The organism is Lewinella sp. IMCC34183, from assembly GCF_003390915.1.
In the GTDB taxonomy this organism is placed as follows: Bacteria; Bacteroidota; Bacteroidia; order Chitinophagales; family Saprospiraceae; genus Neolewinella.
On sequence record NZ_QMEM01000002.1, the window covers coordinates 433,910 to 456,993 of the forward strand.

15 protein-coding genes are annotated in these 23,084 nt (G+C 62.1%); 12 read left to right on the forward strand and 3 right to left on the reverse strand.

Translation table 11 applies throughout. The features are described 5' to 3' along the window. Positions 1-35: 35 nt before the first annotated feature. The 10 genes from DQG19_RS06985 to DQG19_RS07030 all read left to right on the forward strand — a co-directional run bounded on the left by DQG19_RS06985 (position 36) and on the right by DQG19_RS07030 (position 17,863). Positions 36-2,819, forward strand: a complete 2,784-nt coding sequence (locus DQG19_RS06985; RefSeq protein ID WP_116125523.1) for a triple tyrosine motif-containing protein — start codon at positions 36-38, stop codon at positions 2,817-2,819. 308 nt (positions 2,820-3,127) lie between these two features. Continuing rightward, positions 3,128-6,190 carry a SusC/RagA family TonB-linked outer membrane protein gene (locus DQG19_RS06990; protein WP_116125524.1) on the forward strand — a complete coding sequence of 1,021 codons (3,063 nt, stop codon included), beginning with the start codon at positions 3,128-3,130 and terminating at the stop codon, positions 6,188-6,190. Positions 6,191-6,201: 11 nt separating this feature from the next. Next, positions 6,202-7,671 (forward strand): RagB/SusD family nutrient uptake outer membrane protein, encoded by a 1,470-nt coding sequence (locus tag DQG19_RS06995; protein WP_116125644.1) that lies wholly within the window; start codon positions 6,202-6,204, stop codon positions 7,669-7,671. A 69-nt stretch (positions 7,672-7,740) separates the two neighbouring features. Beyond that, positions 7,741-9,795 carry a PKD domain-containing protein gene (locus DQG19_RS07000; protein WP_116125525.1) on the forward strand — a complete coding sequence of 685 codons (2,055 nt, stop codon included), beginning with the start codon at positions 7,741-7,743 and terminating at the stop codon, positions 9,793-9,795. 83 nt (positions 9,796-9,878) lie between these two features. Continuing rightward, the gene (locus tag DQG19_RS07005) at positions 9,879-11,534 is read left to right on the forward strand and encodes a family 16 glycosylhydrolase (protein ID WP_116125526.1); all 1,656 of its coding nucleotides are present in this window, start codon (positions 9,879-9,881) and stop codon (positions 11,532-11,534) included. 11 nt (positions 11,535-11,545) lie between these two features. Next, the gene (locus DQG19_RS07010; protein WP_116125527.1) at positions 11,546-12,358 is read left to right on the forward strand and encodes a family 16 glycosylhydrolase; all 813 of its coding nucleotides are present in this window, start codon (positions 11,546-11,548) and stop codon (positions 12,356-12,358) included. A 123-nt stretch (positions 12,359-12,481) separates the two neighbouring features. Then, complete coding sequence (locus DQG19_RS07015; protein WP_116125528.1) at positions 12,482-14,365, forward strand: T9SS type A sorting domain-containing protein; 1,884 nt, start codon at positions 12,482-12,484, stop codon at positions 14,363-14,365. Positions 14,366-14,747: 382 nt separating this feature from the next. After that, positions 14,748-16,202 carry an MBOAT family O-acyltransferase gene (locus tag DQG19_RS07020; protein ID WP_116125529.1) on the forward strand — a complete coding sequence of 485 codons (1,455 nt, stop codon included), beginning with the start codon at positions 14,748-14,750 and terminating at the stop codon, positions 16,200-16,202. Positions 16,203-16,204: 2 nt separating this feature from the next. Further along, a complete protein-coding gene (locus DQG19_RS07025; RefSeq protein WP_116125530.1) occupies positions 16,205-17,173 on the forward strand; it encodes a hypothetical protein in 969 nt (322 codons plus the stop codon). A 120-nt stretch (positions 17,174-17,293) separates the two neighbouring features. After that, entirely contained in the window at positions 17,294-17,863 is a 570-nt protein-coding gene (locus DQG19_RS07030; protein WP_116125531.1) for a carbonic anhydrase, read from the forward strand. Here the strand turns inward: DQG19_RS07030 and DQG19_RS07035 are convergent, their stop codons facing one another. After that, complete coding sequence (locus DQG19_RS07035) at positions 17,864-19,168, reverse strand: tetratricopeptide repeat protein (RefSeq protein WP_116125532.1); 1,305 nt, start codon at positions 19,166-19,168, stop codon at positions 17,864-17,866. It lies immediately after the preceding gene. Between the two features lie 205 nt (positions 19,169-19,373). Here DQG19_RS07035 and DQG19_RS07040 point away from each other — a divergent pair, with 205 nt between their 5' ends. After that, on the forward strand, positions 19,374-20,039 hold the full coding sequence (locus DQG19_RS07040; RefSeq protein ID WP_116125533.1) for a hypothetical protein: 666 nt from the start codon (positions 19,374-19,376) through the stop codon (positions 20,037-20,039). A gap of 3 nt (positions 20,040-20,042) precedes the next feature. On the opposite strand, the gene DQG19_RS07045 is transcribed toward DQG19_RS07040, so the two are convergent. Beyond that, entirely contained in the window at positions 20,043-20,537 is a 495-nt protein-coding gene (locus tag DQG19_RS07045) for a hypothetical protein (RefSeq protein WP_116125534.1), read from the reverse strand. Positions 20,538-20,630: 93 nt separating this feature from the next. Between DQG19_RS07045 and DQG19_RS07050 the strand changes: the two genes are divergently transcribed. Beyond that, positions 20,631-21,083 carry a DUF1440 domain-containing protein gene (locus DQG19_RS07050; RefSeq protein ID WP_116125535.1) on the forward strand — a complete coding sequence of 151 codons (453 nt, stop codon included), beginning with the start codon at positions 20,631-20,633 and terminating at the stop codon, positions 21,081-21,083. Between the two features lie 18 nt (positions 21,084-21,101). On the opposite strand, the gene DQG19_RS07055 is transcribed toward DQG19_RS07050, so the two are convergent. Continuing rightward, a complete protein-coding gene (locus tag DQG19_RS07055) occupies positions 21,102-22,949 on the reverse strand; it encodes a rhamnogalacturonan lyase (protein WP_116125536.1) in 1,848 nt (615 codons plus the stop codon). Positions 22,950-23,084: the final 135 nt, after the last annotated feature.

Below are 23,084 nucleotides of genomic sequence, written 5' to 3' on the forward strand. Positions count from 1 at the left end.
TCGCTGACGTAACTTTCGTCGTTTGCTTTAGAGACATGCGTTACCAATTGTTTTTCCTTTTGCTGTTTGCCCTGCACCTGCGCGCCGCCGCCCAGGAGTTGCCCCCCGTGACCCCCTTCCCCCCCGAAGTGTACGACGCCGGCAATCAGAACTGGATGGTAAGCCAGGATGAAGCGGGCTTCATCTACGTCGCCAACAACGAAGGACTGCTCGAGTACAACGGAGCCCAGTGGAGCCGCTACCGCTCCCCCAACGAATCCATTCTCCGCTCGGTACGCGCCGTCGACGGACGAATTTACACCGGCAGCTATATGGACTTCGGCTACTGGGACCGCCAGAAGGACGGACGCCTGGCCTATCACTCCCTGACCGGCGACCTGGGCGGCCGCGTGCTGCCCGACGAGCAATTTTGGGACATCATCCCCTACGCCGGGGCCGTCCTGTTTCAGTCGCTGCAGCAATTTTTTCTTTACCAGCCGGAGACTGGCGAAACGACTCTGCTCCGTCCTCCCGGAGGGATCACGAAAACCTTCGCGGTGGATGGCGGCCTTTACTTCACCGATGCCGCCCACGGGCTATACACCGTCGAGGGCGGCAACATCCGGACCCTCCTGCCCCCCGGCGCCGTACCCGGCGCCATCGTCCACCTGTGGGCCGCCGCGGACCGCCTGCTGCTGCAAACCGACTCCAACGGCACCCTGGCCGCAGTGGACGGACGGGCGGAACCCGTATCCGGGCCCGACTTCCTGGCGGGCAAACGCATTTACAGCGCTGTAACGCTGCAGCGCGGGGGCCACGCCTTCGGCACCATTTCGAACGGAGTGTACCTGACCGATGCCGGGGGCCGGCTGGTCTACCACCTCGACCAGGTCAACGGCCTGACCAATAATACCGTGCTCTCGCTGTTCCAGGACGCGCAGAGCAACATCTGGGCAGGATCCGACAACGGCCTCAACTGCATCAACCTGGCGTCCCCCATCCGGAAGTACACCGACCGCACCGGCCAGCTCGGTACCGTCTACGCCGCCGCCCGCCACGACGGCCGGCTGTACCTAGGCAGCAACCAGGGCCTGTTCGTGCGCCGGGACGACGGCTCCCTTACGCTCCTGCCGGAAACGCGGGGGCAGGTGTGGTCGCTCTTCACCTACGCCGGGGAGCTTTTTTGCGGGCACGACTCGGGCACTTTCCGCGTCGCGGGGGAGCGGGCCGAACGGATCGCGTCGGTGCCGGGCACCTGGACCTTCCAGGAGGTACCGGGTCGGCCCGAACTGTTGCTGCAGGGCAATTACCGGGGCCTTTCGGTACTCGAGCGGACCACCGACGGGTGGCAGCTGCGAAACATCGTCGAGGGCTTCGACCTGTCGGCCCGGTACCTGGTCCTGCGGGCGGGCCGCGAGGCCTACGTCAGCCACGAGTACCGGGGCGTGTACGGCCTGCGGCTGGATGCGGACTACCGCCGCACGATCAAGCAGGTAGCCTACGACAACCCGGCAAAGGGGAAAAATGCCGGGCTGGTGGCTTTTCGCGACAGCGTCTATTACTACTCCCGCGAGGGGCTGTTCGTCCTGCGTGACTTCCAGACGGGCTTCGTGCGCGACGACGCGCTGAGTGCGGACCTGCCCGCGGGCGACTACCGGTCCGGCCGCCTCACGGCTACCGAGGACCGGCTCTGGTTCTTTACCCGGGACGGGATCGGATACCTTCACCAGGGTGCGTTGCGGGAGGGCCTGACACGAACCGCGGTGCCGGTAGCGGCGGGCAACATCAATGCCCCCTCCGGTTTTGAGAACCTCACGGTGGTGGGCCAGGACACCCTGCTCATCGGTACGGCCGACGGCTACCTGACCCTGGCCCGGACGGCCATACCCCTGCAGCTGCACGAGCTCTACCTGACGGGGGCAACGGCCCGTGGAGGACAGGATACCGTCCGTACCCTGCCGCTGACCGCGGGCGGAGACATCCCCTATGCCTACCACAACCTGACGTTCACGGTCGCCGTACCCGACTACAGCCAGTTCTTCCGGCCGCGGTATCAGTACCGTATGCTGGGGTTGTCGGAGAGCTGGAGCGACTGGACCACCGAGACCACCTTCGCCTTTCCCGGCCTGCCCTACGGCAAGTACACGCTGGAAATACGCTCGGAACTCGGGCGGCGGGGCTCGGAAAACACGATATCCTATCCCCTGACCGTGGGCCGGCCGTGGTACGCTACCTACACCGCGCTGTTCCTCTACCTGCTGGCCACCGGCGGGTTGATCTACCTCCTGCACCGGGCCTACACAAACTACTACCGCCGCAAACAGCGGGTGCTGCGGGCCGAGGCGCAGCGTACCCTCGCCGTACGCCAGCGAGAAACCGAGCTGGAGGTAACGCGCCTGAACAACGAACGGCTGCGGGAGGAGATCGACGCCAAGAACCGCGAGGCGGCCCTGTCGACCATGAACCTGGTGAAGAAGAACGAGCTCCTGCAGCAGATAAAGGACGACCTGCTGGCCGGTCAGGATCCCAAGCGGAACATCCGGGAAGTAGTGAAGACGATCGACCGCAACATCGACGAAGCGGAAACTTGGTCGTTGTTCCGCGACGCGTTTGAAAACGCGGACAGTGCCTTCTTCAAAAAGGTCAAGGACCGTCATCCCGAGCTGACCCCGAACGACCTGAAACTCTGCGCCTATCTCCGGCTCAACCTGTCGTCCAAGGAGATCGCTCCGATGCTGAATATCTCCCCCCGCAGCGTGGAGGTGAAGCGGTATCGCCTGCGCAAAAAGATGGGCCTGGACCGGGAGCAGGGGCTCACGGAATACATCCTGGAGATCTGAACGGCCCGATTTCTGCAGCCGGCGGCGCGCGGGTGCGGTGAACGGCCCGGAGCGGGCCACCATGCGGGCTCACGGCACCACAACATCACCCATACAACCGCCCTACACGACCCTACAGCCGGGGTCGGCTGCCCGACGGTATATCGCTGAACCAGCCGTAATCGCTGGCGTTTTGCCAGCGAGTAGTTTTTGTAGGGGTAGGAAATTCGCTTACCGCCCCCCTACACCGGTAGCTTTGTGAAGCAAGCAATTATTCCGCATCGGTGGCCGGTTGGCCGATACCGAAGCTGGCCTAACCTTATCGTCTCATGCAAAGATTTTTCTTTCTCTGCTGCGCACTCTGCGCGGCAAGCCTGGGCCTCGCCGCCCAGACCTTCACCGCCACCGGCACCATCACGGACGCCGACAACGGCGACCCCCTGATCGGGGCTAGCGTGATCGTGGTAGACCCCACCGGCGGCGACGGTGTGCGGGGAACGGTCACCGACCTCGACGGCACCTTCTCCCTGCCGGACATTACGGCCGGTACCGACCTGCGCATCACCTATACCGGTTACCAGCCCACTACCGTGACCGTCAACGACGCCACGCCCCTGACCATCGCCCTGGGCGGTGACGTACAGGCACTCGACGAGGTAGTGGTGATCGGCTACGGTACCCAGCAGAAGCGCAGCGTGACCGGTGCCGTATCGACCGTCGACGCCGAGACCATCACCGACCTCAAGCCCCAGAAGGTCGAGCAGGCCCTGCAGGGCACCGTGGCGGGCGTAAACGTCACCACCCAGTCGGGTGCCCCCGGTGCGGGGCTCAACATCCGTATCCGCGGGGTGAGCACAAACGGACAGAATGCGCCGCTGGTGATCATCGACGGCTACCAGGGCGACCTGAGTACGCTGAACCCCTCCGATATCGAGACGATCACCGTACTGAAGGATGCCCAGGCCGCCGTATACGGTACCGTGGGTGCCAACGGCGTTGTACTTATCACGACCAAAACGGGCAAAAAGAACCAGGCCACCCGACTCAGCTACAACACCTACGTGGGCACCCAGGAAACCTCCCGCTCCCTCGACCTGCTGAACGCCACCGAATATGCCCTGCTCCTGAACGAGACCTACGCCGCCGGCGGACAGCCCCTACCCTACCCTGATGCGACGAACCTGGGCGGCGGCACCAGTTACCAGGATCAGGTATTCGGCAACGCGCCCATCATGAACCATGACATCACCGCATCCGGGGGAAGTGACCGGATCACCTACTCCCTTGGCGGGTCCTACCTCGACCAGGAAGGCATCGTGGGCGGAGACCGCTCCGATTTCCAGCGGGCCACCGGCCGCATATCGCTTGGCATCGATCTCGCCTCGCGGCTGAAACTCAGCACCAACGTCATTTACACCAACATCAACCGGCGCTCCCTCAGCGAGAACGGCCTGGGCTCGGTGCTCTTCAACGCCCTGAACGCCCCCCCGACCCTGCCGGTCCGCAACGCGGACGGCGACTTCAGCCTGGTGCCCAACACCCCCGGCCTGGGTATTGAGGTGATCAACCCCGCCGCCCAGATTGCGAACACCTACAACGACTACGTCCTGAACAAGCTCAACGGCCAGGCCACCCTGGACTGGAACGTCGTAGACGCCTTCACCCTGACCGGCCGCGTGGGCTTCAACACTTCCAACAGCGAGAGCCGGAACTTCAATCCGCAGATCAGCTACGGAGGCAAGGTATTCGACGTGACGCGCAGCAGCGTCAACCAGAACGGCATCAACGACAACAACTACACCTTCGACTTCTACGGTACCTACGACAAGCAATTCGGGGGTAACCACAACCTCACGGCCACGGCCGGCACGACGGTCTTCCGCGAGCTGGGTAACGGCCTCTTCGCTACCGGCTACGACGTTCCGAACAACGACTTTGCCTTTGCCGACATCAGCCTGGCGACCGGCACCAGCCCCGCGGGTGCCCGCGACGTGAGCTCCTACTCCTACGATGAGCGGCGGCTGAGTTTCTTCGGCCGGGTGCAGTACAACTACGCCGAGCGGTACTTTGCCACGGCCATGCTGCGCCGGGACGCCTCCACGAAGTTCGGCCCCCAGAACCGGGCGGCGCTGTTCCCCTCCTTCACGGCCGGGGTCATCCTCCTCGACGAGAACGTACTTCCCGAGAATAACCCCATCGACCTGCTGAAACTGCGGATCAGCTACGGTATTCTCGGTAACGACCAGATCCTGAACAACGGCTACATCGGAACGCTCAGCGGCGAGGCCACCTACGTCTACGACGGCGTGCTGGTCAACGGCGTGGCCATCGGTGCCCTGCCTAACCCCGCCCTGCAGTGGGAGGAGGCCAAAAAATTCAACGCCGGCTTCGACCTGAACCTGCTGGACTACAAGCTGTCCGTCACGGCCGACTACTTCATCAATACCCGTGACAACCTGCTGATCAGCAACATCCCCGTGTCGGGGATCGTCGGTACCGCCGCCCCCGGCAGCGCGGCCCCGACCGTCAACGCCGGTGCCGTACGCAACCGCGGCCTCGAACTGGCCCTGAACTACCGGCAGCGCTTCAACAGCGACTGGCGCCTGAACCTGAGCTACAACTTTACCACCCTCGACAACGAGGTGCTGGAGGTCAATAACGGCACCGGCTTCATCGAGGGCGGCGGCTTTGGCGTGGGCCAGCTGGCTCCCTCGCGCATGCAGGTGGGCCGCCCCATTGGCTACTTCTACGGCTATAAGACCGACGGTATCTTCCAGAGCGCCGCCGACCTGGAGGGCGCGCCCTCGCAACTGGCCCTCGGCGCCGCCGCCCAGCCCGGCGACCTGCGCTACGTGGACACCAACGGCGACGGCGTCATTACCCCCGACGACCGTACCTACCTCGGTGACCCCATCGCCGACGTGACCATGGGGTTCAACGCCCAGGTATCCTTCCGCCGCTTCGACTTCACCGCCTACGCCTTCGCCAGCCTCGGCAACGAGATCGTCCGCAACTACGAGCGGGCCCTCAGCGACGTGAACCGTCTCGACTACTACCTCCAGCGCTGGACCGGCGCCGGGAGCACCAACGAAGTACCGCGCGTGACCACCGCCGCCACCACGAACCGGGTATTCTCGGACTTTTACGTCGAGGACGGCTCCTTCCTGCGGCTGCAGACCGTTACGCTCGGCTACACCCTGCCCCTCACCTTCGGCGACCGGTCGGACCGCAGCCTGCGGCTTTACTTCAGCGGCAATAACCTGCTGACCGCCACGGACTACCTCGGCTACGACCCCGCCGCCTCCTCGGGCGCCCCGATCGGGAGCGGCATCGACTTCGGCTTCTACCCCATCGCCCGCTCTTTCCTCATCGGCGCCAACCTCAGCCTTTAATCATCATGATCATGCACACCACGCAAGCCAAATTTTTCCTGTGGGCCGCGCTGCTGCTCACCTTCACCGCCTGTGAGGACGAATTCATCGGCCGGGACCCCGTGTACTCCATCGACTCGGAGAACTACTTCAACGCACCGGCCGATTACGAGAACGCCCTGATCGGAGCCTACGACCTGCTGCAGCCCACCTACCTCAACGTACTGCTGGGCGAGATCGCCTCGGACAACACCCTGGCCGGGGGAGAAAGCGCCAACGACGTCATCGGCTTCCAGCAGGTAGACGATATGATCCACACGCCCGTCAACGACCAGGTGGATAATATCTGGGACTGGATGTTTGCCGGCGTTAGCCGCGCCTCCTACATCCTGGAGTTCCAGGATAAGCTCGACTTCGAAGGCAAGGCCCAGATTCTGGCCGAGGCCCGCTTCCTGCGCGCCTACTACAATTTCGAGCTGGTGAAGTGGTTCGGCCCGATCCCCATCAAGCCCGAGGGCCGCTTCGTACTGGGCGACGAGACGAGCGTCCCCCGCTCGCCGGTAGCCGACGTGTACGCCTACATCGAGGCCGACCTGCAGGCCGCCATTCCCGACCTGGCCGTTACCGCCCCCCAGGTGGGCCGCGTGTCGAAGGGAGCGGCCCAGGCCCTTCTGGGCAAGGCTTACCTCTACGCCGAAGACTACGCCGCCGCCGCGCAAACGCTGCAGGCCGTCATTAACTCGGGCAATTACGAATTATCCGACGACTTCGCCGGCATCTTCGAAGTCGCGGGCGAGAACGGCCCCGGATCGGTCTTTGAAGTACAGTACAGCGACGCCGAGGGCGCCGGTTTCGGCTGCCTACAGTGCAGCGAGGGCAACATCGCCGTAGGCTTCAACGGCATCCGCAACTACAGCGGCCCCGTATTTGACGGCGGCTTCAGCTTCAACGTACCGGTGCAGGAAGCTTACGACGCCTTCGAGCCCGGCGACAGCCGCCGCGACGCCTCCATCCTCGACATCGAGGCCTGGGCCGACGAGACCGGCGCCACCTACGGCATCGGCTACGAGCACACCGGCTACTACAACCGCAAGTACCTGGCCCGTAAGGGAGACTCCAATATCGGCGACCAGAACCTGACCAACCCCAACAACTACCGCGCGATCCGCTACGCAGACGTACTGCTCATGGCCGCCGAGGCGCTGAACGCCCTCGGACAGGACGAGCAGGCCCGCGAGTACCTCAACCAGGTGCGCCGCCGGGCCTTCAACGACGAAGACCACGACATCAACGCTTCGGGCGACGCCCTGCGCGATTTCATCCTGGCCGAGCGCCGCCGCGAGTTGGTAGGTGAAGGCCATCGCTTCTTCGACCTCGTGCGGACCGGCCGCGCCGCCACCGCCATCGACGGCTTCCAGGCCGGAAAGAACGAGGTATTTCCCATCCCCTTCCAGGAAATCCAGTTCTCCAACGGCAACTGGGAGCAGAACCCTAATTATTGATCCATCCGCCGCTTGCACATCGGATGTCCCCGACCTCCGATGTGCAAGCGGGCAGCTTCAAACCGAGTTATGAAACTGACGCATTTTTCCTTCCTGATCCTCCTGGCGGTGCTGTTTGGCAGCTGTGAGGACGAGCTTCTGCTCCCCGCCCTCGACAAGGCCGCGCTGCCCAGCGACCTATCGCTGGATTTCCAGATCACGGGCGACAATACCGGCACCGTGACGGTACGCCCCGGCGGCCAGGCCGTGACGGCCTTCTCCGTGGACTTCGGTGACGGGGGCGCAGCTTCCGGCAATCTCGCTCCGGGAGAGACCATCACCCACGTGTACGACGAGGGCAACTATACCGTCACCCTGGAAGCGATGAACATCAACGGGGAGACCACCACCTACACCGAGGAACTGACGGTCAGCTTCCTGGCCCCGGAGAACCTGGACGTTACCGTGACCCCTACGGCTGGAAATCCGCTTTCCATCGACGTGACCGCTACGGCGGACCTGGAAACTAACTTCCTGGCTTACTTCGGGGAAGACCCCGACGCGGAGCCTACCTCCTTCCAGGAAGGGGAGACGGTCAGCCACGAATACGGAAGCACGGGGACCTACGAACTGATCGTGGAGGCCCGAAGCGGTGGCGCCGCAACGATGAGCGATACGATTGAGGTGAATATCACCAATCCGCTGTACCTGCCCCTGACCTTCGAGGATGCCAGCCGGGAATACACCTTCACCAACTTCGGCGGGGCGACCGCCGGGGTGGTTGCCAATCCGGCTCCGAATGACAACAACACCAGTGCCCGCGTGGTCAAGCTCAATAAGCAAGACGGATCGGAAGTGTGGGCGGGTGCCTTCGTCGAAATCGGCGACCCCATCGACTTCAGCCAGGCGCAGCGTATGAGTATGAAGGTTTGGGCTCCGCAGGTCGGTACCCCCGTAACCCTGAAACTGGAAAATGCCGGAGACGGTGCCATCTTCGTCGACGATACCATCTATACCTCGGTAGCAAACCAGTGGGAGGAAGTCATTTTCGACTTTAGTGAGGACGACCTGACGCGGGAATACAGCAAAGTGGTCGTGTTCTTCGATATCGGAAATGCCGGCACGGGTGCCGATTACTACTTTGACGACGTCATGATGGCCGATCTCGGCCCGCAGATCAGCCTACCGATAACCCTGGAATCCTCCGACCTGATCTACAACTGGGAAGAATTCGGCGGAGCCACCTTCGAACTTATCGATAATCCGGACGCAACCGGAAATAATACCAGCGCGAAGGTCGGCCAGGTCATCAAGACCGAGGGCGCCCAAACCTGGGGCGGCGTGGCCATCAGCCTGCCGGAAAACATCGACTTCGCAGCCTCTACCCAGCTATCGATGAAGGTATGGTCGCCGGCCGTCGGTATCCCCGTGATGCTTAAAGTGGAAAATGGCACCGACGGGCAAATCTTTATCGAAGTGACGGAAAATACGACCGTTGCGAATGCCTGGGAGACCCTCACCTTTACATACAGCGGCGCCGAGGCCGATCCGGACCTGATGCGTGCGTACAGCAAAATTGCCGTCTTTTTCAACTTCGGCAATCCCGGTACCGGCGCGACGTACTACTTCGATGACATCGCCCAGGTTGGCGTTGGCGGGGAAGCCGTGAACGAGCTGCCCGTCGGCTTTGAATCGGAGGAGGTAGACTACGCCCTTTCCGCCTTCGGCGGCGCAGCGGTAGCCATCATCGACAACCCGGACGTCAGCGGCGAAAATATGAGCGCCCGCGTGGGGGAATTCTTTAAGGAGGAAGGCTCGCAAACCTGGGCCGGCGCGGTTACCGAGTTTCCCACGCCCATCGACTTTACCACCCGACAGAAACTATCCATGAAGGTATGGTCACCGGCAGCCGGCATCCCCGTGATGCTCAAAGTGGAGAACGGTTCCGACGGGGACATCTTCATCGAAATGACGGAGAATACGACCGTCGCCAATGCCTGGGAAACGCTGACCTTCGATTATGCGGGGGCGGAAGCCGATCCGGACCTGACCCGCGACTACAGCAAGGTCGGTGTCTTCTTCAACTTCGGTAACGCCGGCACCGGTACGACCTACTACTTCGACGACATCACTCAAGTGCCCTAACCAGCTCCCACCGCCTATTCCGATGGCCGCTGCTCCTGCGCTCCGCCGCGAAGAGCAGCCATCTCACTAAGAAAATTACGATCATGAAATTTCACTATTTACTCCTGCTGTTCGGTCTGACGCTGGTCGCCTGCGGACAGGAAGAATACGCTTTCGGCGACCTCACGGCCCCAAGTAACCTACAGATCGAAACCAACGTAGCCGGGCAAACCGCCGATACCCCGGATGGCGACGGTAGCGGAATGGTAACCTTCGTAGCTACCGCCGACAACGCCATTACCTACAAGTACATCTTCAGCGACGGCACCGAGGAAGTCGCGCCGAGCGGACGGCTCACCAAGCGGTTCACCCAGGTGGGGATAAATACCTACCAGGTAACGGTAGTGGCCTCCGGAACCGCCGGTATCGCCACCACCGGCAGTACGGAGGTAAGGGTGGAAAGCAGCTTTAGCGACAACGAGGCTCTAACCCTCCTCACCGGCGATGGCACCAAGACCTGGTACTGGGCCGCCGACGAGCCCGGCCACCTGGGCGTAGGACAGAACGACGGTAACGCCGAGGCCAACTACTTCGCCAACTACTATCAGGCCGCGCCTTTCGAAAAAGTAGGCAACCCCTGCATGTACGAAGACGAGTTAATCTTCAGCCGCCAGGGCGACGATCTGTACTACGAACTGAATAACTTCGGTTCCACCTTCTTCAACGTCGACTTCCTCGGCGTCGCCGGCGGGTCGGGCGGGGAGGATGCCTGCCTGGAGTACGAAGTACAGGAGGACGCCCAGCTGGTGTCGCTGTCCCCTTCCGAGTCGGTGGTGATGGCTAATGACATACCCGGCCAGACGCGGGGTACCCTGCTGAACTTCACGGAGGGCGGTTTCATGAGCTACTACGTCGGTAACTCAACCTACGAAATCCTGTCGCTGACCGAGAATCGCCTGGTCGTACGGGTCGTAATGGGTGGCAACAACGCCCTGGCCTGGTACCACATCTTCACCTCCGAGAAGCCCGTGCAGGGCGGCGGCGGCGGTGGTACCGAGGAGCCGGAATTCGAGAACCTGGTGTGGTCGGACGAATTCGACGGCGACGCCCTGGACGCCGCCTCCTGGAGCTACGACACCGGTACCGGTACCGACGGCTGGGGTAACAACGAGGCGCAGAACTACACCGACCGCCCGGAGAACGTGAGCGTGGCCGACGGCCTGCTGAAGATCACCGCCCAGCGCGAGAATTTTAGTGGCTCGGACTTCACCTCGGGGCGGATCGTCACCATGGATAAGTTCGAGTTCACCTACGGACGGATCGAGATCCGCGCCAACCTGCCCAGTGGCGGCGGTACCTGGCCGGCCCTCTGGATGCTGGGTGCCAACTTCGACGAGGTCGGCTGGCCCGCCTGCGGCGAGATCGATATGATGGAACACGTAGGTAACGACCCCGACCGAATCCTCTCCGCCCTGCACTTCCCGGGCAACAACGGTGGCAACGCCGTGACCGAGAGCACGACGGTAGAGGGCGTGGAGGAAGACTTCCACCTGTTCACGACCATCTGGAGCGAGAATACGATCCGGTTCTACGTAGACGACGAACTCTACCACACCTTCAACAATAACGCCGGCATCCCCTTCAACCACGACTTCTTCCTCATCTTCAACGTAGCCGTGGGCGGCACCCTGGGCGGAACGATCGACCCCAACTTCTCCGCATCGACGATGGAGGTGGACTACGTCCGCGTCTACCAATAAGCCGATCCACCATGTCTAATTTCCGCATCCTATTTTTTCTTCCCCTGCTCGCGGCCTGCACCATTCAGCTGGGCCAGGACGGACAGCCGGGGCAGCCGGGACAGCCGGGGGGTAACGGACGGACGCTCGTCTGGTCGGATGAATTCAACGGCGACCAGCTCGACACCACGGTTTGGAACTACGAGCTCGGCGACGGCTGCCCGGACATCTGTGGCTGGGGCAACAACGAGCGGCAGGTGTACACCCGCGATAACCACCGGCTGGAGGACGGCAACCTGATCATCACCGCCCGCAAGGACGGTGATGACTACAGCTCCACCCGCATCACCACCCAGGGCACGAAACAGTTCAAGTACGGACGGATCGAGGCCCGTGCGAAGGTCCCGGTAGGCCAGGGCATCTGGCCCGCCTTCTGGATGCTGGGCGAGAACATCACCGAGGTCGGCTGGCCCCTCTGCGGCGAGATCGATATCCTGGAGTACGTGGGGCGGGAGCCGGATATGGTGTACACCACCCTGCACACCGCAGCCAACCACGGCGACAACGCCAGCTCGCAGAAGACGCGCTTCAACGACATCGAGGAGGGCTTTCACCGCTTCGCCGCGGAGTGGACCGCCGAGGAGATCACCTTCTTCGTGGACGACCAACTCGTGTACACTTTCGCGCCGGAGGACCGGAGCGAGGCCGTATGGCCCTTTGACCAGCCCTTCTACATCCTTCTAAACCTGGCCATCGGGGGCAACTTCGGCGGCCCGGAGGTGGACGACAGCATCTTCCCGCAGGAATATATTATCGATTACGTGCGGGTTTACGCTCCTGAATAGTAGGGGCTTAGCACACGTACCGCCATTATACGTTACTTCTAACCAGATACTTCCAAAGTATTCGTCGGTGCCGCCGTGCGGTCTACCCGACGTCCTTTCCTTACCGCTTTAAACTCGATACACATGCGCAACCTTTACCTGCTTTTCTTCTGTCTCAGCGCGGCCGCGGCCGGAGCCCAGGCACCCACCACCGCCCCCATGGCCCCTACCCGGCCCGCCGGGGAGGTCATTTCCATCTACAGCGATACCTACGAGGACACCGGTATCGATACCTACGACGCGGAATTTACCGTGGGCACGCAATCCGAGATGACCTTCGACGGCAACAGCGTCCTGGTCTACGAAGGACTGGGCTACGCCGGCATCGAAATGATCGGTGAGAACGCGCTCGACCTGGAAGCCGCCAATATCACGACCCTCCACTTCGATTACTATTCACCCAACGTCAACCTGTTCCTCTTCAAATTGGTCGATTTCGGTGCGGGCGGCACCTACGAACCACAAACGGACAACACCGAATCCGAAGTCGGCCGTGCCCTACCCAAGGGTGAGTGGGTCGGCGTGGACCTGCCCATCGGCCTGTTCACGGACATGAACTACACCAACATCAGTCAGCTGATCGTTTCTACCGTGCCGAACACGGAAGCTACTGTCTACCTCGACAATATCTACTTCTACAGCGGCGGCGAAACCATCGGCGCAACCCCGCTCGACCTGCCGGTGACCTTTGAGGACGAAACGACCACCTACGGCCTGTCCGACTTCGGCGGTGCCGTTTCCCAGATCGTGGTCGACCCGACCGACGCCGACAATACCGTGGCCCAGACCACCAAGATCGCCAACGCCGAAACCTTTGCCGGTACCACCCTGACCCTGGACAAGGGCGGCTCGCCGCGGGACCCCGGCTTCGCCACCCCGCTGAACTTCACGGACGAGAACACCATCGTGACGGTTCGCGTCTGGTCGCCCACCGCCGGCACGCCCGTCCGCCTGAAGGTGGAGAACAGTGGTGACCCCACCGTGAGCGTGGAAACCCAGACCAACACCACCGTGGCGATGGAGTGGGAAACCCTCTCCTTCGACTTTGCCAACGAAGCCGACGGTACGGCCGCGCTGAACCTGGATGCGGTGTACGACAAGATGAGTATCTTCTTCGACTTCGGCACCCGGCCCACGGCGGATGCTACCTACTACTGGGACGACGTCATCTTCGCCGGCGGAACCACCGGCGGAGGCGGCGGCGGCAATGAGCCCATGGCTCCCGAGATGGCCGCCCCGACCCCCACTATGTCGGCCGACAGCGTGCTTTCGCTCTTCAGCGACGCATACGACGACGTTGACGTGGATACCTGGCGCACCGAGTGGAGCAAGGCGCAGTACATGGAAAGCTCCGTTGACGGCAACGCGGTCAAGGTGTACTCCCTGCTTGACTATGTAGGCATCGAGATGATGGGCGAGGCTGCCATTGACATTACCAACTACGACTTCTTCCACGTCGATTTCTGGAGTGCCAACATGGATAGCCTCCGCGTCAAACTGGTCGACTTCGGCAACGACGGTCCCGGGGAAGGCAACGATACCGAATTCGAACTGACCTACTTCGTCCAGCCGAATACCTGGAATAGTCTTGACATTCCCATCAGCGACTTCCAGGGGATCAACACGGACGACATCAGCCAGCTGATCTTCGCCGGCCTGCCTACCGGTACCGGTACGGTGTACATCGACAACGTATACTTCTACCAGGCCGCCACCACGGCCGTACGCGAACCGATCGTCGGCACCCTCGGGGCCTTCCCGAACCCCGTCGCCGACCGGGTACGCATCACCGCGCCCTCCCGGATGGAGTCGCTGGTCGTCTACGACGCCGCCGGACGCCAGGTTGCCGAATACCGGCCCGGTACCGAACAGTTTGCCCTGCCCATGGGCCAGCTGCGCACCGGAATGTACCTGGCGATTGCCACCACCGCCGAGGGACGGATGCTTGTGAAACTGCGTAAGCAGTAGATCCGGTCCTACCCCCGGAAAAGCCCCGTCGACCAACCGGTCGGCGGGGTTTTTTCGTTTTATTCGTGCGGATGACAACTCCCCGTTCGGCTTCTCCGTACCTTCGTCACGTATTCCTATGAGATGTAATCCTACTACCTAAGCGTTTAGCGGTACCTTTTTTTACCGCTGCCTTCTTGAAATTTATCAACTGAGACCCAGGGCCCGCAAGCAGCATCTTGCCGGCCTCTACACACGATTTCCTTTGAGACCGCCGTTTGGGAGGCGACCGTTCCCGTATGTGCCAGTCTCCGCCGGACCGTCGATCCCGGTACGTATATACCAGCCATTTCAAGCACCTGACCCACGACACTCACCCCGTTAATGCCTTCAATTTCAGGCCGTGCTTTTCAACTCGTTGGATTTTGGAATTTTCCTTCCTATCGTCTTCGTCCTCTACTGGTTTGTCCTCGGCAGACACTACCGGGCGCAAAACCTGCTAATCGCCGTTGCCAGTTACATCTTCTACGGATGGTGGGACTGGCGCTTCCTGAGCCTGATCTTCTTCAGCACCTGTGTAGACTACCTGGTGGGCCGACGGCTCGCGCACACGGAAGGCCCGGGACCGCGCAGGGTGCTACTGACCATCAGCCTGGTCATTAACCTGGGGATGCTTGGTTTCTTCAAATATTACAACTTCTTCGTCGACAGCTTCGTCAATGCCTTCACTTTTTTCGGAAGCCCGGTCGACGCCCGTCCGCTAGCCATCGTACTGCCGGTAGGCATCAGCTTCTACACGTTCCAGACCCTGAGCTACACGATCGACGTATACCGCCGCAAGCTGGAAGCGACGCGGAATTTCATCGATTTCTCCGCCTTCGTAAGCTTTTTCCCCCAACTGGTAGCCGGACCGATCGAACGGGCCAATAACCTGCTCCCGCAGTTCTACCACCCGCGCACCTTCAACGAGCGTTTTGCCACCGACGGGTGCCGGCAAATACTTGTCGGGCTTTTCAAGAAGGTGGTCATCGCCGACAGCTGCGCGGTACTGGCCAACGACATCTTTACCAACTACGAAAGCTACAACTCGGCCACCCTGGCACTGGGGGCGGTCTTCTTCGCGGTACAGATCTACGGCGACTTCTCGGGCTATACCGACATCGCTATCGGCACGGCGCGCCTGTTCGGCTTTGACCTGATGAAAAACTTCGACTTCCCCTACTTCTCCCGCGACATCGCGGAGTTTTGGCGGCGCTGGCACATCTCCCTTTCCACCTGGTTCCGGGATTACCTGTACTTCCCGCTGGGGGGCAGCCGGGGCTCGAAGGGGAGGACGGTCCGCAACATCTTTATCATCTTCCTCGTAAGCGGATTCTGGCACGGCGCCAACTGGACCTTCGTGATCTGGGGCTTCCTTCACGCCTGCTTCTACCTGCCGCTGCTGCTGTTCGACCTTAACCGCAACCACACCGATACCGTAGCCGAGGATCGCTGGTTCCCTTCCCTCTCCGAGGCCCTCAAGATCGCGCTCACGTTCGCGCTGGTGACTTTCGCCTGGATCTTCTTCCGGGCCGAGAACCTCACCCATGCGATGAGCTACATCGGTCACATGTTTGGCGGGGGCCTCTCCGAACCCTTCGGATTCCAAACCCTGAAGCCCCTCAACCTGCTGTTCGTACCCTTCATGGGGCTGCTCTTCCTGTGGGAGTGGGTGGCGCGCCGGCGTGAGCACGCCCTGGATGGCTTCGGTGCCCGGGTACCCGTCCGTGCGCTGCGTTGGTCGGTCTACGTCGGCATCATTTTCGTCGTTATCATATTCTCCGGTGGCGAGCAACAGTTCATCTATTTTCAATTCTAGCCATGAAACACTTTCTACTGAAGCTGGGCCTTCTGGCGCTCATTGTATTCGTGGTGGACAAAGGCTTTCTTCTGCTACGCGCCGAGGCCGCGCGGCACGCCAGCGATCCGCGCCTGAGTCAAATTTTGGAGGGTGAGATCAACAAGGACCTGCTGATCTTCGGCAGTTCGCGTGGTCAGCGCGACGTCTCCCTGCCCATGCTGGAAGACAGCCTGGGCCTGGACGCCTTTAACCTCTCCTACGGGGGGGCCGAAGTCGAGTTTCAGACCTTCCTGCTCCAGGAGGTGGTACGCCACTGCGAGCCGCCACAGGTCATCATCCGCCTGCTCGACGACGACTTCGAGCTCGGATTCAATGAGCCCAACCAGTTCCGCTACGACGCCCTCTATCCGCTCGTCGAATACGAGGAAGTACGGGAGGAGCTGTACCGCCGCGGTAAAAAGAACCGGTGGCTTTCGAAGGTCCTCGTAGTTCACCAGCTCTCCAAGGCGGCCTTCGACCTCCGCACGCCGCCCCGCCCCAACGCCATGGTGGCCGAGTACGGCTCCGAAACCGCCGTAGCCCCCTGGAACAGCACCTGGGAGTACGTCTACGGCCGTCCGCCCTACGACCGACAGGTGGAACTGGCGGAGAAAAAGGAGGCCTTCGCCACGTTCCAGGAGATCTGTTCCGACAACAACATCCAGCTCATCTACGTCGTACCGCCCTCGTATAAGGAAATGTCCAATGGCTTCCTGGCGCGTATGCGGGAGATGGCCGGACCGGACGTACCCATCCTCACCTACGATCTCGACGATCCGGCCTGGTCGGACAGTGCCAACTTCCGCGACCGCTACCACCTCAATACGCCGGGTGCAGAGAAATTCACCCGCGAACTGCTTCCGGAGCTGCGTACGCTGATCAACCGGAAAGCCAGCTCCCCCGATCCGATCACGGACCGGGCCAGTGCCGAGGTACCCGACATGGAATAGGCAGGCGGCACTTCCTTCGGCGGCGGGGCGCAGGGGCAATGAACCTACGGAAGCCAATAAACATCTTAGGGTAGCGAGCCATTACCTTCAGCGTAACCAACTCCGCAAATCTCCCCTACTATGACCATCGATCAGGTACTCTCCCGCCTCCAAAACGGCAACGCCCGCTTCGTCGACGATAAACTCGACGGAAAGCTCCAGAACTCGGCCCGCCGCGGAGAGCTTACTTCCGGCCAGGAGCCCTATGCCATCGTCCTCAGCTGCGCGGACAGCCGCGTCGTACCGGAGCTGGCCTTCGACACGGGCCTGGGTGAACTGTTCGTGGTCCGCGTAGCCGGTAACGTAGCCAATACCTCCTCCATCGCCAGCATCGAGTACGCCGTAGCGCACATCGGTACCCCCGTGATCGTCGTGATGGGCCACGAAAGCTGCGGTGCCGTGACGGCCGCCCTGCAGGGAGGCGACAATGGCTACAACCTGAATCACTTGGTGGCCCAGATCGTCCCCGCCATCGCCAAATGCCCGGACGGCGTATCCGTCAACGAGGTGGTCAAGGAGAACGCCCGGCTTTCCGCCGCCCAACTAAAGGAGCGGAGCAGCATCATCCGCAACGCCGTGGAGGCAGGCAAGGTCAAGATCGTCCCGGCCTACTACAACCTGCACACCGGCAAGGTAGACCTGCTGGACTGATCACTGCCCCGACCCGGTCGTCCGCCGGTACCGGTAAATCATATCCCGTACACGGCCCTGCCGGACCAGATAGGCAAAACTGGGATCGTTGTAGATGAGCGAATAAACATCGATCGGAGCCAGCTTCTCAGCCCCTACTATGGCGCGGTACGCCTTTTCCGCATCCTTTTGCAGGGAATAATAGCGGGCAAATTGCAGGAGGGTAACGCTCCGCTCCGCGGGGGATTCCGCCAGCTTCATGGCCTGCTGCAGGAAACGGATACCGTCCTCCGGCCGTCCGGCCCGTGTATATACCAGCCCGATCTCGGCAATGATCACCTCACTTTCGGGGAGGTACAGCAGGGCAGAATCGAGTAGCCGGACCGCCTCGGCGTACCGGGAACGCTCCAGGGCCTTGTCCTTTGCTATCCACAGGTCCACTACCACGTTAGAGACGGTACCCGCAAACGTGGTGGCCACCGGAGGCTCGCCGGCGGCGGGTATCACCTCCAGGGTGAAGTCGCGCCAGTCGTAGCTACAGGCCAGGAACTGGTCCGGGTCATCGGGCGCTCCCCAGGCGCTGCGGTCGATCCCGTCGCCGTAGTAGACGCGCCGGTAGTTTCCGTTTACCGGCACTTCCACCCAGAGTTCGTTTTCCCGTACTTCACCATAGCTGAGCACCTTGCCGGATACCACCCGGTGGGGTATCGTGAGGTATTGCAGAGCCAGGGAGAGCAAAAGGTGCTTGCGGCGCGGGGTCGTGCGCCGGTCGAATACATCCTTGAGCAGGGGCTGGGAGTAGTCAAAATCCTCCAGGGAGTTGACGGTCTTGACGCGGCGGTCCAGTCGGCGGATGATCCGGTCGACGTCGGCGGCCGTCGTGTCGGCAGGGTCGAGGGAGGAGAACTCGGTCCGCTCCACGTCCGCCCGCACCAGCGGGGGCAGCACGTACGGATCGGCCGGGGCGGGGCCGGCGGGCCAGGTGATGGAGTGCCGCCCCTGCCGCAGGCTGTCTGAATTCCAGACCGGTACCGGTACCGTACGTACGCGGTAGGTAAAAGCCAGACTATCCGGGCTGGTGGCGGTCACGTCCCACCGGTACTCCCGGGTACCCCCGGCGAGGGGGCGGGCGTCGGGCACCGCCGAAAAGTCGATCTCCGTAACCACCTGCTTTCCGGTCTCCAGGGGGAGCTTCAGGTAGACCTTGGCTCCGGCCCCCTCGGCCCCCAGGGGCAGGAAGAGGCTTTCTTTGACACTGTAAGCGCCCTGAGCCGACAGCGTGAGGCAACATAGAAGACAAAAAATGAGGCAGGAGAAGGCACGCACGATTTGGTAGGGTTTTTGGTAAGATACGCACGCTTGCCGCCACCGGCCGGCACTTTCGGCCGCCGCGCCCCACGGCCGTCCCCGATCAAATAAGGTAGTCCCTGCACGGTTTTCAGGCCCCGGGTGTTGGTAGCCGGCAAGCGCTTCAGTGCGCATACAGTGGGGACAACTTCTTTTTCCCTACTTTCAATCGTAAACGCACCCGATGAAACTGACCGCATACCTCCTGCTACCGGCACTCCTGCTGACCGCGTGCGACTCCGAAACCCCGCCCCCGCCCCCTGAAGCCTCTCCCGCGGAGCAAACTTCCGCCACCGCGGATAGCCGCACCGACCTCGCCGCAATCGACTCCGACGAGGCCCGCATCGCCACCGCACGCATGGCCGCCCCCGAAGCCAGTCGCGCCGGGACCCGGGTGATCGGTTACAACGCCGCCGGAGAACTGGTGACGCTCGCGGAGGGCGACAACGAATTCGTATGCCTGGCCGATGACCCCAACAAGGAAGGTTTCAGTGCCGCCTGCTACCACCAGAGCCTGGAACCCTTCATGGCCCGGGGGCGGGCACTCAGGGCGGAGGGCAAGACGCCCCCGGAAATCGACGCGATGCGCGAACGGGAAGTGAGCGACGGCAGCCTAAAAATGGGCGATACCGGTTCCACCCTCCACGTACTTTCGGGGAAGGAAGCCCGCTACGACCCGGCCACCGGCGAAGTACCCGGGGCTACCTACCGCTACGTGGTGTACGTACCCTACGCCACCGCCGCCTCCACCGGCCTGCCGGAATCGCCAGTCGCACCCAATCACCCCTGGATCATGGACCCGGGTACCCACCGGGCGCACATCATGATCTCACCGCTGGCCGGAGAATAACCATCACCACGGCGGTTGCGGGAGCTTGCGGGTCTCCCGGATGGCGATCCAGAGTGGAAGGATACAGATGACACCGAACGAGCAGTCGATCAGTTGCCAGTACCACGGAATTTCCCGCAGCGGACCACAAATGAAGGCCAGCGGGAAGACCAGCAGCGAAGCCCAGATGCCTACCCATAGAACCCCCACGTACCGCACGGGCTCCTGGTAAGGCAGCAGAAAGAACAGTAGGATCATCAGGTGGCCGAAGGCGAGCCAGTCGGTGCCGTAGGCAATCCACGGGTAGGCCGCGTAAGTGGTTTCCAGACCGGCGCGCACGGTCAGTATCCAACAGACCACGCCGTCGTACGCTTCCGGATCTAGTGGCGCGTCAGCCCCCACGAGCCAGCGGCTAAGCAGATTGAGTTCAGCGAGGAGAGGAAAAGCGGTGACGCCGGCCAGAAAGAGGCCGAGCATGACCATTGCCAGGCAGGCGCGAATTTTAGTAAGGGGATCCATAGTCATTAAGATAAATCTAACGGCGGTAGCCCTAGCCCGGCCACCGAACGCGGAGCCTCGTACCGGGGTTACGCCATCAGTAAAACCAACGCCATGGACCTGATTAAGGGAGCTGCCGCCGGCCTCATCGCCGGTATAGCCGGAACCTACGTGAAAACCCTCTGGGAAAAGCAGTTCCCGGTGCGTGACGAACAGACCGATTCCCCGCCCGCCAAGATGGCGCAGCGCGCTACCGACGACCACCTCTCCGAAGACGAGAAGGAGGAGGCGGAAACCGTCATCCACTGGACCTTCGGCACCACCGTAGGCGCGTCCTACGGTACCCTCGTGGAGGCCTATCCCGCAACGGGGGCGGCGGCGGGCCTGCCCTTCGGCGTGGCACTTTGGCTGGGCACCCACGCCTCGGTACTGCCCGCCTTCCAGCTCGAACCACCGCCCGACGAGATCAAGCCCGTAGCCTATCCCCGCAACGAGTTCCTCGGCCACCTGGCCTACGCCGTTACGGTGGAAGTGGTACGCGCCTCCGTCCGTCGCGCATTGGGATAGTGCCTACACCACGGGACCCTACTTCCTGGGGAGTTGGTCCATATCCGCCCCGATGAAGAAGTCGGGATGCGGCGGTTGATTATACGCTACGTTCTGCCAGGCGATCGCCACCCGGTACGCCAGGTTCTGCATCAGCGTGATGAAGCGGTGCTCGGTGGGGATGGTGGTCGTGTAGATCCGTAGCTCCTGGTTGTCCTCGCTGCGAAGGATCACCTCCTCGCGCCAGTCGCCAAAGAGGTCGGCACTCAGCGCAGGGGTGGCTTTGGTTCCGTTGTTGGAGGTTGCCCCCTCCGCGAGCAGCAGGGTATCGACGCGTTCGTTCTCCCAGTCCCACTTGGTGATGGCGTTGCCGCTCAGCAATTCGCGGAGCAGGTCACCGTCCCACCACACCGCGAAGTTGCAGGTGTTAGGAGTAGCTTCCGTGATCAGTTCGCCCGTGGCGCTGAACAGGCCCCGGATGTTGGCGCCCCGTACCCACTGCTCGTTACCGGCATAGCGGGGATCGATATCGGCAGACAGGCCACGGCCGGGTCCTTCCCCGTCGTCGCCCGCCTTTACGGAGGGCTTCTTCCAGAGAATCTCGCCGGTGCGGGCGTCGCGGAAGTGGGCGCCGGCATCGTCGAAGCGTTCCTGGATATCGAAGATCTCCAGGCCGGGCCGCGTAGGGTCGAGATCGGACACGTGTAGCGCGTCGCCGTGGCCGAGGCCCGTAGTGTGGAGGCCGGTGCCGTCGTCCTCCAGAACCATGGCGCCGTAGATAATCTCCTGCCGGCCGTCTTCGTCGACATCCGCCACGCTCATGCTGTGGTTGCCCTGTCCGGCGTAGGCTTCGTTACCGTCGTTACTGTCGAACGTCCAGCGCGGTGTGAGCGCGCCGTCGCGGAAATCATACGCCGCTACCACCGTACGGGTATAATACCCGCGGGCCATGATCAGGCTGGGGCGCTCCCCGTCCAGGTAGGCGACCGAGGCCAGGAAACGGTCCATGCGGTTACCGTAGCCGTCGCCCCACAGTTCCTTGAGCTGCTGGGTGGTGGGGTGGTCGGTGTCGGGGTGGCGGGGCGGGGTATAGTCAACCGTACTGAGGGCCGCACCGGTACGCCCGTCGAATACGGTGAGATATTCCGGACCGGCCAGGATGTACCCGCCGTCGTTTACGTAGTTCGCGTCCGGGTCGCCGATAACCGTCCCGGCTCCGTCGGTGGTGCCGTCGGCGGTTTTACAGGCCACCTCGGCGCGGCCGTCGCCGTCGAGATCGTACACGATGAACTGGGTGTAGTGGGCCCCCTCACGGATGTTACGGCCCAGGTCGATGCGCCAGAGCAGGGTACCGTCCAGTTCGTAGGCCTCAAGCACGGGGGCGGTGGTCATGCCGGAGTGGCTGTTATCGTGGCCCAGCCCGACCTGGTGTACCACGATCTCGTACTGCCCGTCGCCGTCGAGGTCACCGACCGATGCGTCGTTCGGGTGGAAGCCCTCCGGCGTCTGCAGGGGTACAGTGAGGTAGTTGCGGACCGGGGTACCCGCAGCCAGGGTATAGGTACCCGTTGCGCCGGTTTCGCTGGCGGGGGATATTACCTCAACGGTATACCGGTTTTCCAGGGAAAAGTCGGCGGTTTGGTCCTGAAAATTGGTGCCGGCGGTCAACGGGGCATCGTTCAGTCGGGTGTGCGTGCCGTCGGTTTCACGGTACAGGTGGAAGGCAACGTCGGCGGGATCGGTATCCAGTACCCGCCAGCTCACAAATGCCGTCCCCTCCGCGGCGCGCACGGCCACGAGCCCGCGATCGAGCGCTTCGGGAGCGGATTGCGCTGCGGCGTGACCGGTATACAGGAAGAGAAAAAGGAGGACGAACAGGTAGCGCATAATCTTCAATCGGTTGTAATGTTGTAAGATAACGAGCCGGGCGGGATCGCCCACCGCACCCGCGATCTGCATTTTTTCACCTTTTACCAGCAATTTCGGCTTGTAGGCAATACCGGCCGGGGTTCCTGGCATTAC

Coding starts and splice junctions, on each gene's coding strand:
- DQG19_RS07050 (WP_116125535.1), top strand. CDS start 20,631: ATGGACCTGATTAAGGGAGCTGCCGCCGGCCTCATCGCCGGTATAGCC.
- DQG19_RS07055 (WP_116125536.1), bottom strand. CDS start 22,949: ATGCGCTACCTGTTCGTCCTCCTTTTTCTCTTCCTGTATACCGGTCAC.
- DQG19_RS07015 (WP_116125528.1), top strand. CDS start 12,482: ATGCGCAACCTTTACCTGCTTTTCTTCTGTCTCAGCGCGGCCGCGGCC.
- DQG19_RS07025 (WP_116125530.1), top strand. CDS start 16,205: ATGAAACACTTTCTACTGAAGCTGGGCCTTCTGGCGCTCATTGTATTC.
- DQG19_RS06995 (WP_116125644.1), top strand. CDS start 6,202: ATGCACACCACGCAAGCCAAATTTTTCCTGTGGGCCGCGCTGCTGCTC.
- DQG19_RS07000 (WP_116125525.1), top strand. CDS start 7,741: ATGAAACTGACGCATTTTTCCTTCCTGATCCTCCTGGCGGTGCTGTTT.
- DQG19_RS07045 (WP_116125534.1), bottom strand. CDS start 20,537: ATGGATCCCCTTACTAAAATTCGCGCCTGCCTGGCAATGGTCATGCTC.
- DQG19_RS06985 (WP_116125523.1), top strand. CDS start 36: ATGCGTTACCAATTGTTTTTCCTTTTGCTGTTTGCCCTGCACCTGCGC.
- DQG19_RS07005 (WP_116125526.1), top strand. CDS start 9,879: ATGAAATTTCACTATTTACTCCTGCTGTTCGGTCTGACGCTGGTCGCC.
- DQG19_RS06990 (WP_116125524.1), top strand. CDS start 3,128: ATGCAAAGATTTTTCTTTCTCTGCTGCGCACTCTGCGCGGCAAGCCTG.
- DQG19_RS07030 (WP_116125531.1), top strand. CDS start 17,294: ATGACCATCGATCAGGTACTCTCCCGCCTCCAAAACGGCAACGCCCGC.
- DQG19_RS07010 (WP_116125527.1), top strand. CDS start 11,546: ATGTCTAATTTCCGCATCCTATTTTTTCTTCCCCTGCTCGCGGCCTGC.
- DQG19_RS07040 (WP_116125533.1), top strand. CDS start 19,374: ATGAAACTGACCGCATACCTCCTGCTACCGGCACTCCTGCTGACCGCG.